Source organism: Planctobacterium sp. R6, assembly GCF_055755215.1.
This window is the reverse complement of sequence record NZ_JBVTQY010000004.1, coordinates 112,943-128,398: the sequence shown is the minus strand read 5'-3', so window position 1 is coordinate 128,398 and position 15,456 is coordinate 112,943. Positions and strand designations below refer to the sequence as shown.

Genomic DNA, 15,456 nt, shown 5'->3' with positions numbered 1-15,456 from the left:
CTGAATTTCATGGCGTTACCCGAAGAGCTGTTGGCACTGCTGCAATACGATGATCTGGAATTTATTTCCCGCACCATCGCTGAAGGCTATTTAAGTGGTCATCATCCCAGTGTACGCAAGGGCGTAGGCACCGATTTTAATCAATATAAGGTGTACCAACAGGGCGATGAAGCTGCCAAAATCGACTGGAAGCTGTTTGCCCGTAGTGACAAGTACTTCGTGCGGGAAGCCGAACGGGAAAGTGAACGAAGTATTCATTTTATTTTGGACAGCAGCGCCTCCATGAACTTCATCAGCCAGTCACAAGGGGCCCTCAGTAAATTTAATTACGGCAAGTATTTGATTGGCGCGCTGGCTTATCTGGCACAAAAACAGGGCGATCCTTTTTCACTGACATTAATTGATAATAATGGTCTGGATATTACCGCAACCGGTAGTGGCCGGGCTCACTGGTATCGGGTGTTGAATGCGTTGCAGCAACACAATAGCACCGGCGCTTTTCCTGGTACTCACTGGCAATCACACTTAACCGGGCTGGTGAGTAAAGCCTGCATGGTGGTATTTATCAGTGATTGTTATCAATCAGGTTCCGAAATCAGTGATTGCCTGTCGCTGTTAAAGCATCAGAAAAATGATGTGCTGCTGTTGCATCTGCACTCCCAGGAGGAGCTGCAATTTGATTACCGCGGCTTTATTAAATTTGAAGATCTGGAAACCGGGGAGATCAGAAAGGTCAATGCCAGTAGCGTTAAAACGCGCTTTTTAGCAGAACAACAAGCCTGGCTACAGCAACTGGCCAGTCATTGCGATCAGCGAGCCATTAATCTGCAACGCCTGTCGGTGGACAATGATTTTAGCGAAGCCATCACCCAGTTTTTGCAGCAACGCACGAGGCAAGGACGATGAGCTTTTTATTGCCACTGGGCTTGCTGTTTGCGCTGGCGATAGTGGTGCCGGTTATCATTCATTTGTTAGATCCGGATAAAGGCAAACACATTTATCTGGGCAGCCTGCAATTTTTGCTGAAGGCTAAACAAACGCAACAACCCAATTACCGGATTCAGCAATGGTGGTTGCTGTTGCTGCGTTGCTTGATGATTGTGCTGATGGCGTTACTACTGGCACAGTGGTTATTACCTGCAGTTAAATCGTCGCAATCTTATGTGTTGGTGCCCGGAGACTGGCCACAGTATTTCTCAACGCAGCAACAAAACCAATACGCAGAATTGTTGAGTGAGGGCGCCACATTAATACGCAAAGACGTAAGTGGGGCTGAATTAATGGCCACTCTGGCGCAGTTGCCTGCTGCCAGTTCTCAACATGTATTTGTGCGCAATAGTGCCGCTATGGTGCCCGAATTCAGAGTAGCAGGCCGTGACAATATTTTCTGGCATATCGCTGAGCAATATCGGGGGCCCGCCGATGCAGCAAATTGGTTAATTTTAGCCTCTGGTACAACGCAATCACTGGCAAATCTAATGGCGCAGAAATTACAGACTTTGCCAAAGTTACAGGTGGATGTGCAGTTGTATTCAACGACCAGGTCTGAAACTCATAATTATGACATGCTGATCAATCTCAGCGGACAGCCATTGCAGGAATCGCATTTTAGCCTATTAAATGCTTCTGCTCAGATATTCAGCCATGCAGAACAACCTCAGGTGCACTCACTGGTGGCAGGGTTTAACGACGATGGCTCGCCGATAACACTGCGCCGGTTTTTCTCCGGTCAGATACATCATTTATTTCATCCTGAATTGCTTACAAAACTGGATTCATGGCCAGAGCAACCCTGGTTTGCGGCATCTCTATTGGCTCTGTATCACAATGCAGGTCGCGAAGGTGCAATTGCGGCAAACCAGGTGAGTGAGCAACTACAGCGTTCTCAATCAGGTCACCCGGTAAAGCAGCCCTGGCAGGAACTGTTAATTTTAGCATTGTTACTGGTGTGGTTAGGGGAGCGTCTGCTGAGTTTTAAACTGAATAAACAGAGGTTGGCTGAATGACTCGGTTAACAGTTTTTCAGTCTGTATTGCGAAAACGTAGAGCGATACAAACAATTCTGATGTGGCTGGCGTTTTCGTTATTTTTCGTATCCACGTGCAAACTACTGATAGATTGGAAACTGATAAGCTCACTCTCGATGGGGTTTGGCATTGCCGGGTGCCTGAGTTTCTTGACGTTTCTGGTGCTGGTTTTACGCGGAGGGTTTAGCGCGATACCGCTGGCGCAACTGGCCAGGCATTTAAACCAACACTTTGATGCGCTGCAATACAGCACGCAATTGTTGTTGCAGCCGCACGCTTTAAATCAATTGGAAAGTCTGCAGAAAGCCCGGACCCAACAAGCTCTTGAGCAGATATCAAAAACGCAATTTATCCAAACACTGCCGCCGGTGCGGTATCAGTGGCCAGTACTGCTGCTATTCGCTGCAGTTGTTTTCTGGCTGCCGTTAATTTCATCTACTCCGATAAGCACTGTACGTAGCGATAATCCAAACGTTGTGGTACTGGAATCGACTCAGGTGCGGGTCAGTGCTCCGGATTACATGCAACTGCCGGAACAACAGTTTCAGCAGCTGAACATCGAAAGCTGGCAGGACAGCGATATTGAATGGCTGTTGAGCTTCAACCAGCAAGTTGAACAACTCGCCTTAAAATTATCAGACGGTGAAACTCTGATACCCCAATGGCAGGGTAACACAGCGCGATTTAATGCGCGGCTGACCCAGAGTCAGAGTTATCATTTGCGGGTAGGCGATGAGGTGTATCAACAGGGCTTTTACAGCATTCTGGTACAGCCTGACAGAGTGCCTAATGTGCGTTTTACTGAGTTGCCATCATCCACCCTGGTCTTTGCCAGAGAACAGCAACCGCAATTGCAGTTGAGCGTGGTACTCACTGATGATTTTGGGTTGTCAGAAGCCAGAGTGAGAATGTCGTTGGCCCGGGGCAGTGGTGAAGCGGTGAAATTTCGTGATCTGGAGCGGCCATTAGATAACTTTCAGTCAGGTCAAAAACAACAGGCCTTGCAACTAAACTGGGATTTGCGAAACCTTGAGATGACACCCGGCGACGAACTGTATCTCAGTATTGTGGCCTGGGACAACTTACCTTCGGGGGCACAGGAAGGTAAATCTCCTACCCTGATTGTGAAATGGTTAGATGAAGAAGCCGCAGTAATCACTGCAGAGGGCATAGTAACAGACCTCGAGTTGGAGTATTTCAAAAGCCAACGACAAATCATTATTGAGACCAAGCAGTTAATGCAGGACAAAGAGCAACTGGACAAGACCGTGTTTAATGAAACCTCCCGTCAGCTGGGACTGGCTCAATCGGACCTAAAGCAGCGTTATGGACAATACTTAGGTGATGAGTTTGAAGGTGTGGACATGTATGTGGTGTCGGAAGTGGAGCAACATGAGGATGAGCACGAACATTCAAAACAGCATCACAAAGCACATGAGCAAGAGTCAGAAAGTCAGTTTGCGCCGCATCTGAACACCGGTAGTCATGAGCATGACTCAAAGGAAGAGCAATCCGCCTGGCCTGAGCTATCGCATCAGGCAGGACATGCACATCATGAGCACGGTGAAGACAACACCAGTGGTGATTTGAGTGGCAGGATGGCTTTGATCAGTCAGTATGGGCATAACCATGGGGACGCCGATATCGGTCCCGTCATTAAATATAATCCCAGGGCCTATATGAAGCGTTCAGTGGAACAAATGTGGAGTGCCGAATTACACCTGATGTTAGGAGAGCCGGACAAGGCACTGCCCTTTGAAGAAGAGGCGCTCAAATACCTGAAACTGGCCCGCCAGGCGGATCGTATTTACGTTAAACGGTTGGGATTTGAACCGCCACCTGTTTCAGAAGAGAAGAGATTAACAGGCGAACTCGATGAGGTGTTAAGCCCGCAAACAGGCGTGCAATTTCAGGCCGATGATAACAGCCAGGCGTTATTGCTAAGTGCCTACCAGGGCGTTGCGATGGGCAGTGGCTCGCCAGATACTGATACCGTAAAATTGTTAACAGAGGTACTGGCCTGGATTAAATCTCAGGTACCCAATCGGCCCGCCTTGATTCAGACCCAGGTGCAATTAGAAACGATTCTGGCCAATCAACAATATCAACCACAGAGTTGTCCGGATTGTCAGCAACGGCTGGTGCAAAAGTTCTGGCAACTGCTGGCTGAGCCACAGGCCGAGCCCTTTATTCATCAGCGAAATTATTTGAGCACCGAAACAATGACAACGAGCCAGTATCAGGAGGCACAGTGATTATCGAGCAGCCTTCTGTCTGGCAGTGGATGTTGTTAATAGGGCTTCTGCTGATTTGCAGTTTTGCAGTGCGCCTGACATTGCAGCACCGACAATACCCGGTTGCTGCCAATACCCTGACGATACTGGCCTATCTTGGTATTTTTTTGGCGATCTGTGGTTTGATCCTGCAACCCAAAATAGCGGATACCGTTGGGCAGGTCGTCACCCTGCATCTGCCGGATGGAGATCCGATGCCGGTGTTACCCAAAGGGGATAACATCAGCCTGGGGGTTAATCCTCATTTTCCTGATATGTCTGCTGTAATGAGCCTTGAGGCTCTGTCAGTGATATATCCAACGCTGTCGCAATTGCAGTTGAATGGTGCACAATTTCCGCTATCAGAGGTAGCGCAGTTAAACGTCGAAAGCATCAGTGTTATGCAGAATGTGCCCAAACAGGGATTCAGCCAGCTCAACTGGCAAAAACAGTTGTATCTGGGCCAGACGTTAACCATTGCAGGTCGCTATCATTTTTTGGATAAGTCTTTACAGCAGCTGAATTTATTGGATATCGCAGGGGAAACGGTAGGGCGTGTTACGGTTAAATCAGGAGAGCCTTTTAGATTGCAGGTTATTCCTAAAGCGGCGGGGCCGGTACACTATCAACTGAAAAGTGCTGACTATACTTTGCTGGCAGATTTACATTTATACGTACAAAACGGAACTCAGGAAAACACCCTGATTTGGGCATCGGCCCCCAATGCAGAACTCAATAATCTGAAAAACTGGTTATTGGCTGATGCTCAGTCGGTGATGACTGACATCGATATCAGTACAAACAAAACCCTGACGCAAAAATCTGATGACGGGCAAAACCGTGATAACAGCCGACTTTTGGTGATGGATGGCCGCAAGCTGAGCCGCTTAAATCCGGTTCAGCTGGGGTCTCTTGAGAATGAGGTGCGTGCCGGTAAAGGACTCATTGTGCTGGCGGATGAAAGCCTGGTGGATTTTGACTGGTTATTGAAATTGGGCATAGAATTGGAAAATTATCAACCGGGTGAACAGAATGTGCAGCCGTTCTGGCTATCTGATTTTCAGTTTGAGGCAGCGCTAAAGGTTGCCGAACTGCGTTTCCCGGATTCTGATATGGGGGAGACACTAATACGTACCGGACAGGGGCAGACCGTCGCGGTGAAGCACCGGTTAGGGGCGGGCAGTATTGTCATTAGCCTGTTGTCAGACAGTTTTATCTTACAGCGAGAACAGCAACGTACGGCTTACAGTCGCTACTGGCAAACACTCATCTCCGCGGCTCTGCCACTGTATGCATATGGGCGTATTTTGCCTCAGGAGCCCAATGTCATTAACCATGTCAACTGGCGCACCAAGGTTTGTGCTTTGGTAACGTCGCCAGAAGCCCGGCTCAGCATCAAATCCGGCACTGAGCAATATGCTATTCCCCTGACGGCAGCGCCTCAACGAGATTCAATGGCCTGTGGCTATTTCTGGCCAACACAATCCGGCTGGTATCAGTTGATATTAGAAAATGCAGATGTGGCTCATAGTTCAGCCGTTTATGCCTATGAGCCTGACGCCTTTGCTGATATCCGCGCCTTTCAGATACATCAAATCATCGATGAATTAAACCGTCGCAGCTCGGTAACTCCGGAGAAAGCAGAGACCTATTATCGTCCGCTTGCAGCCTATTGGTTTGCTCTGTTGTGGTTATTTTCTGCCGCATACCTTTGGTGGCGAAAACGTTGATGTGGTTCGTGTATTTGTTGAGGGTGAAAAAAACACAGGCGCTGTATTGTGGTATCAGTAACGATCTGGAGAGCCGAATGGCTGCCCATCGCAAAGGGACTGGTGCTAAATACCTGCGCAACAAACCTTTTGAACTGGCGTGGTTTATGGCCGTCGATGGCCGTTCCTTGGCATCAAAATACGAATATCAGATTAAAGCGCTAACCAAAAAACAAAAGGAGAGGCTGGTAAAACAGGCGCCCAGTCCCGTGTATTTTGACTTTTCTGATGAGCAATAAAAAAGCACCACTATGTGTGGTGCTTTTAGAGAGCTAATTTTGCTTACACTGGTATTACATACCGTTCGGAAAATCACTCATATCCGGCATCATTTCACGGGCAGTGCGCAACGCATCCGAATAAGCTAAAAGCATTCCGGCACAAGCCAATGCGCGTTTACCAATGTATGCTTCGGCCTTCTTGTCGTCGTCTTCTTTACCGTTAAAGATAGTACCCGCGTGGCGCACAATTAAGTGTTCTGGCAGATAGCACAGACGGCTGTTTTTGTAGCTGCTGGTACGTAATTCATTGATGGGATAGCTACCACCGACGCTGGCAGAAACAGAAACAATCAGGCCTGGCTTGTGGGCAAACTGTTTGCTGGTAAACAATAAAAACAAGTTTTTAAGGGCCGATGTGACCATGCCATGCCATTCCGGACTCACCACCACAAAACCATCAGAGGATTCCAGTTGCCCGGCAACTTTATCTATGATGGCTTGCTCGTCAGCGGTGTACGATTCGCTCCAAAAGGGCAGTTTAACTTCAGCTAAATCAATAATCTCAACCGTGTCACAGTTGGAATGGGCTTCCAGTTTTTCTTTCATCACCCGGGAAATTTTAAGGCTTTCAGAGCCTTTGCGGTGACTGCCGGAGATAATAGTAATTTTATTCATGCATTTGCCTTTTGCGCTGCAATTCTGCTTAATCCATAGCGGATCAGAATTTGGTTTTCTTCAGTTTCATCGTTTAACAGGTGGTTTAATCTGGCTTCCAGAGATTCAGCTAATGCCTGATCAGCTCCGGCTTTTACGGCCAGCTCTAAAAGCTCAAAAATCAATAACCACTCATTCTCTACCGCATTTTGACAGGAGCGGATCAAATCTTCCACCTGAGCGGCGGTTATGCTGTCATCTTCCCGGTACCGTCGTGCTTTTTCATACCAGTTAAACAACTGTTGCGTACTCTCATCATAATCCCCGGCAATAGTCGCAGTGTCCGATGGATTGTTATACAAGGGGTATGCGGCCGGGTCTGCTGAGCCACCGTAGACGGAATCTATTTTGAAGCCCACGGCCATATCGAAAGTGCCCCAGTCGGGGTCAAAGAGGGTATTGTTGTCCAGATCAGAAACGCGACAGTCTTCAAAGGTGAACAACAAATTCTTACCATCGCGACGGGTGATGTTTTTCAGTAAGCCTTTGACGGTAACACCTGACAAAAAGTTAAGTGTTACCCGTTTGCCAATTTCAATGCCCAGGTCTCTCAGGTCGTCAATGTGATAGGTGGATAAACAGTTGGTGATTTGCACCAGTTTGCCAACCGGGCTACCAAAGCCGTGCTCGTGGTATTCGATGCCATGCCCACTCAGTTGTTGTTCCTCGTAGGCCAGTTGTGTTGGTCCGGTTGTTTTAATGTAAACCGGGTTGCCCATCGGATCGTACATCACATCGGTAAACAACCCGCTGACTTCCAGACCTGAGTTATACACAGCGGTATTGACTGTTTCAGCCTGTATCGCCATGTCCAGTCCATATTTACCGCCCTTGTAACAGGCCAGATTTCTGGCAAATTCTTCGGCTACCTGACTTAAGTGACGACAACTACGGGCCACAAACAGCTGAGGTTGTTCGCGGGTAATGTCGTAATCGGTGGCGATGGCACGCAGGGTTAGTGGATGTTTTTTTACCTTCTCATCGTTCAGACAGTTTAAGCTCTCTCCCAGAGAAGAAAGCAGGCCGGCACCATATATCTTGTAATCATCAATAGTACCGACTAATCCATACTCAGTGGTCCACCATTGCAGGCGCGACATCAAGGCAGCCTCTGAAATAGGCTCTTCTTTTTTGCGCTCGATGGCGTCTTTCAAGTGAGCTTCTGCGGCATCAATTTGCTCAGTTTTTGCATTGGGACTTTCTTTTACGATAGATAAAGCGCGTATTGCTTCATAAACCTCGATATCTCCTTTGTTGGTGATAACGCGACGACCCAGTTCACCCATGCGTTGCAGATATTCTGCATAGTCAATATCGATTATGAAAGGCGCGTGGCCTGCCGATTCATGAATAATATCGGGGGCGGGTGTATATAGCATATGCGCATAGGAACGAATATTAACTGCCACCACGAGTACCCGATGCGCTAAAAACTCGATAAAAATGGCGGGAGGAATAAAACCATCGACTACGGCTGCACGCCAGCCGATGTCATTAAGGTGTTCATTCATCACCTCAATTTTGGGGATTTCTTCTATGTTGATGCCGGTTCTACGCAACCCTTCCAGATAGATTGGATGGGCTGACTCACTGAGATTTTGCACCAGTTGGTGCATCAAAAAACGCCATACGGCCTGATCTCTGGGGGTATACAGCTGATAGTCTTGCCATGCAATAAAGGGACGTAAATGTGAGGGCAGGCTGTCGATAATTTCTTGCTGTGAATTCACCTTGGATTCCTCGAATAAAATTGGCTCTTTGCCGTCTGCCGCACTTTTCAGAGTGCGAATACTGCCAATTTGCAGCTGGTCGTTTAATTTTAGACCTGACGGCTAACAATGGGGCACAAATCTAGTGAAATTTGCCGGCTGCAACAATAGACCGGCGGCTTTGACGTTGACTTTAAATGTTAAGAATTATTTACATTATTACATTTGCAGGGCTCATGGCTGCTCGAAAAGTTGTGTCAAGGATTGAATAGTTTGATCGCTAATTGATGGGTTGGCTGCCAGCCAGGTGTCAAAACGCATTTCCGGCAGCAACAGACGATGGGCGACGGTCTTTCCTTCGGTCAGGTAGTCTCTGGCCATCACGTCGATAATATCGATATCTTCTACTACAAAATCCACTTTCAACTTGTTCAGTAATCGCCAGGATTCCGTGATGTCAGCCGTAACGAACAGGTTTTTGTCTTCAGAAAACCCCATCTTTTTCAGATAGTTGTGCGCAATATCGTTGCGTTGTACGGCAATCGTGTAGGGGCGAACGTCGTCCAGCTCTTCCGCAATGATAAGTTCATTAATACTGATCAGGGCAAAATTAAAAGAATGCACCACACCAATCCACTTGAATAAGTTTTCTCGCTCAGGTGTTCGGGCGATATTGCTGATAAAAACATTTTTTTCTGTAGCAGCCAGGTTGTAGGCGCGATTCCAGGGATACATTTCAAATCTGGCGGTCAGATTGGCGGCCTGAAATTTAGCGCGAACTGATAGCGCCACCGGCCCTCTCAACTCATTATCTACAATAAATTGAAACGGCGGTGAAGGCTCCATCACAACACGATATTCCGCCCATACAGGCGAACTGATGAATAACAATAGGGCAGCCAATTTTGGCAGTATTTTGATGCGCACAGACGACACCTTACACAGCAGGGTGTTTTAGATTTAGTTAAGTATAATCTTGAGATTAACGCAATTAAAAGTGGCTTTTATGACATATTTAATGCGATGCGTTGGGTCGGTAATGCTTTTTAGTGATTATTAAGTTTGCGACAGAGGGCGTGACCAGTTGTGCAATCGGGCGATTTTCGTTGATGGCCTGGCGCACCAGGGTACTGCGGATGGCCTGACGTTCAGGAACTGCAATAACTTGCCAGCGCTGAGTTATCTCATCGGCCTTATAGAATTTGTGCCAGTTAACCTGATTATCCGGTCCGATAACAAAGGCGAATTCGCTTTCGGGGTGGGTCTGCTGCAGGTGATTCAGGACATCCCAGGTGTATACCGGTTGCTCGTCCCTGGCAATGTGTTGCTCAACGGCACACACCTTTACAGCAGGGTTTGCCAAATCTTCCTGAAAGGCGTTCAGCAAGTTCAGGCGCGCCTCGTAGCATAGCATTTGCTTGCCAAAGGCATGTTGAAAAGAAGGTATCAGCCAGACTTGCTCATAACCTTGTTCCAGCACATAGTTGATGGCGTCGCAATGACCTAAAGTCGGTGGATTAAAGGCTGAACCGAAAATTGCTATTTTCATCGTTTGGTAAATTGAGTAACAACAGAAATCCATAATCGTGGTGCAACGATACCACAATCAGCCATTGTCCTTGTCATTAAAAATTCATGCTTGAGTTATCGCGAACCATCTGGTTGGGCAAAGGCAGTTTAACCCACGGTGAACAAAGGAAGTTTTGCAAAAAACAGCATTGCTCTGATTGTCTGTCTTTTTATAAGTGGTAGGACTGATCACTCAATGCCATTTGACAGTCTTTAAAAAAGTTGAGTATATTCAACCTGTCGGTCTGATTTGTAAGCAATTGTGAATAGGCTGCGTTCAGGGATTCAAAAAGAAAGGGACTTTTCGACTTTACCCTTCCCCCTGTTTTTCAACACCAGTTTTAGGAAACAACATGAAAAAAGTAATTCTTTGCATGATGGGGGCAATGGCGCTGTCGGGCTGTGCCTCAACAGGAAACGGCTCCAGCCCCTTTTCCAGTTTAACCTCCGGAATAGGCGGGGCATTTAAGACCGACAGCGATTCCGCTAAATTTAGTCAACACATTGCTGCCGGGAACGTCAATGAAGCGCTGACACTGGCACTGGATGAAGCGGAATACGACGCCGAAAAATCGCTGCTGGACGACCAGTTGTGGGGTATGCAGGCCGCAGCAATTTATCGCATGCAAGGGGATTACGTACAATCCAATCAGTTTTTTGACCTCATAGAAGACATTATGTACGGCGAAGACACGGAAAATATGGTGGAGTCGGCAGGCGAAAGTATTGCTTCCTCTTTAACCAATGATACTTTCCTGGACTATGAACAGTCGGTGTACGATTCGATTATGGTGAACACCTACAAAGCGATTAACTTTACCGCGCTGGGTGATCACGCGAATGCCCGGGTGGAATGGAACCGCTCCGATGACAGACAGCGTCGCGCTGCGGATTTTTTTGCTGAGCGTATAAACGAGAAAAAAGACGCACAGGCAAAAGCGGCTGAAGAAGAAAAGGAAAAGTTGGAGTCAGAAGGTGACAAATCGTCTGATGACAATGTTGATAAGAGTTTATCTGAAGCGGAAAAAATCCTGGCTAAAGAAGGCATCGATATGTCGGAATGGTCAGCGTACGATGGCTATATCAACCCGTTTTCTACCTTCATGCACGGTTTGTTTTTTATGTTGACCGCGCAAGATTCAGCGGATCTGGGTAAAGCTGTAGATAGTTTCAAGCGGGTTTCCGGTATCACCAATACCGCAGTTGCTGCCAATACGCAGGCGCTTGCTGAACAGGTGCAGTCTGGTGATGTTAACCTTAACAGCATTAATAAAACCTGGGTTATTTTTGAGGCCGGGGAAATGGCGAAACTGGATGAGTTTCGTATTGATCTGCCGGTGTTCCTGGTTTCCAGTAATGTGAACTATGTGGGAATGGCATTGCCGAAGTTGGTGGACCAGCCTGATTATTTTAATGGCTTTATGGTGAATGGCGTTTCTTCGGAAGTGGTGGCTGACATGGATAAGATCATCAAAGCGGAATTTAAAGAAGAGTTTCCATTGATTCTGACCCGCGAAATTACCCGCACAATTGTAAAAACCGTGGCGCAAAAGCAGGTGAATGACAGCAACGCCTACCTGGGGTTTGCCACCGGCATTTTACAGGCGGCGACTACCGAAGCCGATACCCGCACCTGGAGTATTTTGCCTAAATCGTTTCAGGCTTTGATGGTGGAAAATGACGGGCAATCTACGCTCAGCATAGATTCAGCTGGCTTAAGTCAACCTTTGAGTGTTGAAATTGATCCTACTAAAAACAACATTGTTTATGTGAAAGCGATCAACCGAAATATTGCACCTCGAATTGAAGTTATCTCTCTTTAATAAGGAATTGAATAAATGAAAAAGCTTTTAATTGCTACCACTATACCGGTTTTACTGGCGATGTCAGGTTGCCAGTCAACCACTAAATACGTATCAACCCATGATGAAGATACCGTTGTAATGGGACTGTCGCAGAGAGATTTTGAGGCCGCAGCGAACCAGGCTCTGGATGAGATTATTGCCAGTCCATTGTTAGTTCACCCTGAGGCTGATAAAGGTGGGCGTTATATCTTGTCCATTTACAACATTATTAACGACACCACACAGCGCATCGATACTGATCAACTGGTGAAAAAGATCCGGGTCGGTCTGTTAAACAGCGGCAAGTTTTTAACCACTACGGCGGTGAGTTTTACCGGTGCTGGCCCCGAAGACAGCAGCACAGCTAAATCACGGGAATTACAAGACTCCAGCCTGATGAACCAAAATACCACCAAAAAAGATGGACAGGTTTACGCGCCTGACTTTAGCTTAAGTGGCAAGATTATTCAGCGTACCAGCAAGGTGAGCAACTCAAAACAACTGGTGGAGTATTATTTTCAGTTAACCATGACACAGCTGGAAACTGGGCTGGCCTATTGGGAAGGGGAATACCCCATAGCCAAAACGGGCCGTAACGACTCAGTTTCATGGTAACTAAGAGCAACAGATGAAAAAGGCTTACCCAAGCCTTTTTCCGGTTTGTCCACAAACAAAAAGAAAGGAATGCTTATGTGTTGTACTAAAAAACTTTTAACCCTGTTTATGGTGGTGACCCCTGTTATGTTCACCAGCCAAAGTGTTGCGCAATCTTCGGCACAGGCGGGAGAAATACTCGATGTCGTGATGATTGAAGAACAGGCACAGCAACCCGCAGCCACCGGTGAGGAAGTCGTGCAAGCTCAGGAAGAAAAACCGGCGGATGCTGCAGCCTATGTAGATGAAAAAGCCCAGCAATACATCAGGGATAAGCGCCGAAAGTTTGCAACACAAAATAAACAAGTATTCATGCACGCCGGTACGGCTATAATCAGTTTGCGTCCCACCGAATCAGGTTGGGGGGATGCCCGGGTATTGGCTTACACTGAGGCAATGCAAAAAGCGCGTGAAGCCATGCTTAAGCAGCTGTATACCAATGTCGCTACCGAAACGATTCGCAAGAGTTTTAAAAGCAATCAGTTACCTGAGTTTACACCTGAGGAAATTCAGGCGCAAAGTCAGTTTGAAGCTTTACTGGATAAGATTGTAGCCCTGGCTGATGCTACGGTGGATGGTGAATTGCGGGAACTTGGAGTTAACCCTGAGGAATATGATGCGGCCCCGCCTTCAAAGCGCAAAACCATGATGCAAAAAGCCGTTACTCAGACGGTTGAAACTGTGTCTATGGGGGACATAACCGGCACCCAGATTATGAAGTCTTACGAGAAAACAGACAGCAATGGTAACACCGCCGTATCTGTTGTTATAGCCACTTCGGTCAGGAAAAAGAACTTCCTGGCATCGCTGCGCAAGAGCAAAGGCAATATTGAACCGGAGCCGGAAAAGGCAAAACTGCCGGTATTGGATTATCTGGAGCAACATCAGGACAACCTGATGTATCAGATAGGGACTAAAATTCACTGGGATGAAAAAGGCTATCCGGTACTGCTGTCGTTTGGAATGGCAGGCAATGATTGCAACCCGGCAGATTATGAGGAATGTGTAGATAATCGTGAATTCAGTTACCTGGATGCCGAGCTAAATGCATTTGCTCACATCGCGGAAACTTACAATTTAGTCGGCAGAGTGGAAGCAGCCAGTAGCAGTACCAGTGACAAATCCAGAACGGCTTCTGCAACTATGAATTCACCGGGCGATATTGAAACCCAGGAGCAGACAGTGGCTAAAGTGATCAAAGAGATTAGCCAGATGTCAAAAGTTAGCTCAAATGTGAAGGGATTGGTGGGGTTACAACAGGTAAAGCGTTGGAGCAGCAAACATCCGGTAACCAATCGTGAAATCAATGGCGTTGTATTGATGTGGCATCCGATGGCAGAGCAGGCCACTCGCGCATTCAAAAACAATAAAGAACTAAAGAAAAATAAGCCATCAGGCAGTAAAGCAACCATAACCCCTGTTTCAGGTGAAAGTGATGGAGCCGATGATGACGACTTTTAAGACTATCGCTTGCGCAGCGTTACTGCTGAGCAGCCATTTGGTTCTGGCGAAGGATGTTGCGGTGGAGTTAACTGCCAGGGGGCTGACCGAAGAAACTGCAATCGAAAAGGGATTAGTGAGTGCAATTGCACAGGTACATGGGGTTGACGTCAATAGTCAGTCATGGCGTCAGGCCAATCAACTGAAAGTCAATGGTGATGCCATTACCAGTATTGCACTGGAAAACATCACCACCATGAAAACCCGGGGACAAATAAAGAGTTATGAAGTGCTCAACAGTTATTGTGATGAAGAGTGCGAAGTAGATTTACGCGTGATTATTCCAAAGTATGACAGTCCCGGACTGTCGCCAGACAAGCGACGTAAGCTGGTAGTTGCGCCGTTTGATGGCCGTTACGGCAAAGAGTTTGCCGAGAATCTGCAAACCCATTTAGTGCAATCCCGACGTTTTGCCGTGCTAGACCGTGAGCACAATGCTGAATACCAGAAAGAAAAAGCGTTGCTGATGAGCGCGGATACGCCCCTGAGTGAAAAAGTGCGTTTATCGCAGGTATTGGGGCTGGATTATCTGGTGGTAGGGGAAGTGGCATTTTTTGATGATTCACGTACCGAAATCAACGAGTTTACCGGAGAGCGCAAAGATATCCTCGATCTGTATAGCGAGGTCAGTTACAAGATCATTAATCTGTCTACCAGACAGGTGAAGTGGCAGGACAAGGCGATGCTGGATACTGACTTAACCGATTTGTACACAGCGTCAAAGATATCCCGGGATATCGTTAATGCCATTTATCCACTGAAAGTGGTCTCCAACAGTCACAACGCTGTAGTATTGAATCAGGGCGGTAAGAGTCTGGAAGTGGGCGAATTGTATGATGTTTTTGTGCTTGGTGAAAAACTTATAGACCCTTATACAAAGGAGTCTCTTGGGCGCGTGGAGTTGCCCGTTGGACAGGTGAGCATTGTCAGGGTGACCTCGAAACTGTCCTATGCCAGTGTGGTATCGGGTAATATCGAAGATATGGTCGCTGGCTCCATTGTGCGCCTGAATAATGATGTTGTGCTTTACCATGAAGGCGAAAATCAACCCGTACCGCCTGCGAACGCCACACACAAACCCTCTGCTGCCGGTGGTATTGTGCTGCCTGGCGCAGCTAAAAAGAAACCTGAGCCCTCACCGGCGGGTGGGGTGATCATTGATGATCAATAGCACCT

General features: G+C 47.2%; 13 protein-coding genes. 9 read left to right on the top strand and 4 right to left on the bottom strand.

Annotated features, from left to right (window positions below; genetic code table 11):
• The first annotated feature begins 9 nt into the window (after window positions 1–9).
• The 5 genes from AC0J20_RS04430 to AC0J20_RS04410 are packed head-to-tail and all read left to right on the top strand — an operon-like array spanning window position 10 to window position 6,308.
• Window positions 10–906, top strand: a complete 897-nt coding sequence (locus tag AC0J20_RS04430; RefSeq protein ID WP_473020767.1) for a DUF58 domain-containing protein — start codon at window positions 10–12, stop codon at window positions 904–906.
• The gene (locus tag AC0J20_RS04425; protein WP_473020766.1) at window positions 903–2,006 is read left to right on the top strand and encodes a BatA domain-containing protein; all 1,104 of its coding nucleotides are present in this window, start codon (window positions 903–905) and stop codon (window positions 2,004–2,006) included. The genes AC0J20_RS04430 and AC0J20_RS04425 overlap by 4 nt, the downstream gene beginning before the upstream one ends.
• Window positions 2,003–4,282 carry a hypothetical protein gene (locus tag AC0J20_RS04420; protein ID WP_473020765.1) on the top strand — a complete coding sequence of 760 codons (2,280 nt, stop codon included), beginning with the start codon at window positions 2,003–2,005 and terminating at the stop codon, window positions 4,280–4,282. Before AC0J20_RS04425 ends, AC0J20_RS04420 begins: the two co-directional genes overlap by 4 nt.
• Window positions 4,279–6,030, top strand: coding sequence for a hypothetical protein (locus tag AC0J20_RS04415; RefSeq protein WP_473020764.1), 1,752 nt, complete (start codon window positions 4,279–4,281; stop codon window positions 6,028–6,030). The genes AC0J20_RS04420 and AC0J20_RS04415 overlap by 4 nt, the downstream gene beginning before the upstream one ends.
• A complete protein-coding gene (locus tag AC0J20_RS04410; protein ID WP_473020763.1) occupies window positions 6,030–6,308 on the top strand; it encodes a GIY-YIG nuclease family protein in 279 nt (92 codons plus the stop codon). Before AC0J20_RS04415 ends, AC0J20_RS04410 begins: the two co-directional genes overlap by 1 nt.
• Before the next feature lie 54 nt (window positions 6,309–6,362).
• On the opposite strand, the gene AC0J20_RS04405 is transcribed toward AC0J20_RS04410, so the two are convergent.
• The 4 genes from AC0J20_RS04405 to AC0J20_RS04390 all read right to left on the bottom strand — a co-directional run bounded on the left by AC0J20_RS04405 (window position 6,363) and on the right by AC0J20_RS04390 (window position 10,262).
• A complete protein-coding gene (locus AC0J20_RS04405; protein ID WP_473020762.1) occupies window positions 6,363–6,965 on the bottom strand; it encodes an NADPH-dependent FMN reductase in 603 nt (200 codons plus the stop codon).
• Window positions 6,962–8,734 carry an aromatic amino acid hydroxylase gene (locus AC0J20_RS04400; RefSeq protein WP_473020761.1) on the bottom strand — a complete coding sequence of 591 codons (1,773 nt, stop codon included), beginning with the start codon at window positions 8,732–8,734 and terminating at the stop codon, window positions 6,962–6,964. The genes AC0J20_RS04405 and AC0J20_RS04400 overlap by 4 nt, the downstream gene beginning before the upstream one ends.
• Before the next feature lie 213 nt (window positions 8,735–8,947).
• Window positions 8,948–9,640, bottom strand: a complete 693-nt coding sequence (locus AC0J20_RS04395) for a substrate-binding periplasmic protein (protein WP_229528918.1) — start codon at window positions 9,638–9,640, stop codon at window positions 8,948–8,950.
• 88 nt (window positions 9,641–9,728) lie between these two features.
• Entirely contained in the window at window positions 9,729–10,262 is a 534-nt protein-coding gene (locus tag AC0J20_RS04390) for a nicotinate-nicotinamide nucleotide adenylyltransferase (protein ID WP_473020760.1), read from the bottom strand.
• A 373-nt stretch (window positions 10,263–10,635) separates the two neighbouring features.
• Here AC0J20_RS04390 and AC0J20_RS04385 point away from each other — a divergent pair, with 373 nt between their 5' ends.
• The 4 genes from AC0J20_RS04385 (at window position 10,636) to AC0J20_RS04370 (ending at window position 15,451) form a co-directional block, all read left to right on the top strand.
• Entirely contained in the window at window positions 10,636–12,105 is a 1,470-nt protein-coding gene (locus tag AC0J20_RS04385; protein WP_473020759.1) for a COG3014 family protein, read from the top strand.
• A 15-nt stretch (window positions 12,106–12,120) separates the two neighbouring features.
• Window positions 12,121–12,741 carry a penicillin-binding protein activator LpoB gene (gene lpoB, locus AC0J20_RS04380; protein WP_473020758.1) on the top strand — a complete coding sequence of 207 codons (621 nt, stop codon included), beginning with the start codon at window positions 12,121–12,123 and terminating at the stop codon, window positions 12,739–12,741.
• 75 nt (window positions 12,742–12,816) lie between these two features.
• Window positions 12,817–14,241, top strand: coding sequence for a DUF6844 domain-containing protein (locus AC0J20_RS04375; RefSeq protein WP_473020757.1), 1,425 nt, complete (start codon window positions 12,817–12,819; stop codon window positions 14,239–14,241).
• Window positions 14,228–15,451: a hypothetical protein gene (locus tag AC0J20_RS04370; protein WP_473020756.1), complete on the top strand. Its 1,224-nt coding sequence runs from the start codon at window positions 14,228–14,230 to the stop codon at window positions 15,449–15,451. The genes AC0J20_RS04375 and AC0J20_RS04370 overlap by 14 nt, the downstream gene beginning before the upstream one ends.
• Window positions 15,452–15,456 lie beyond the last annotated feature (5 nt).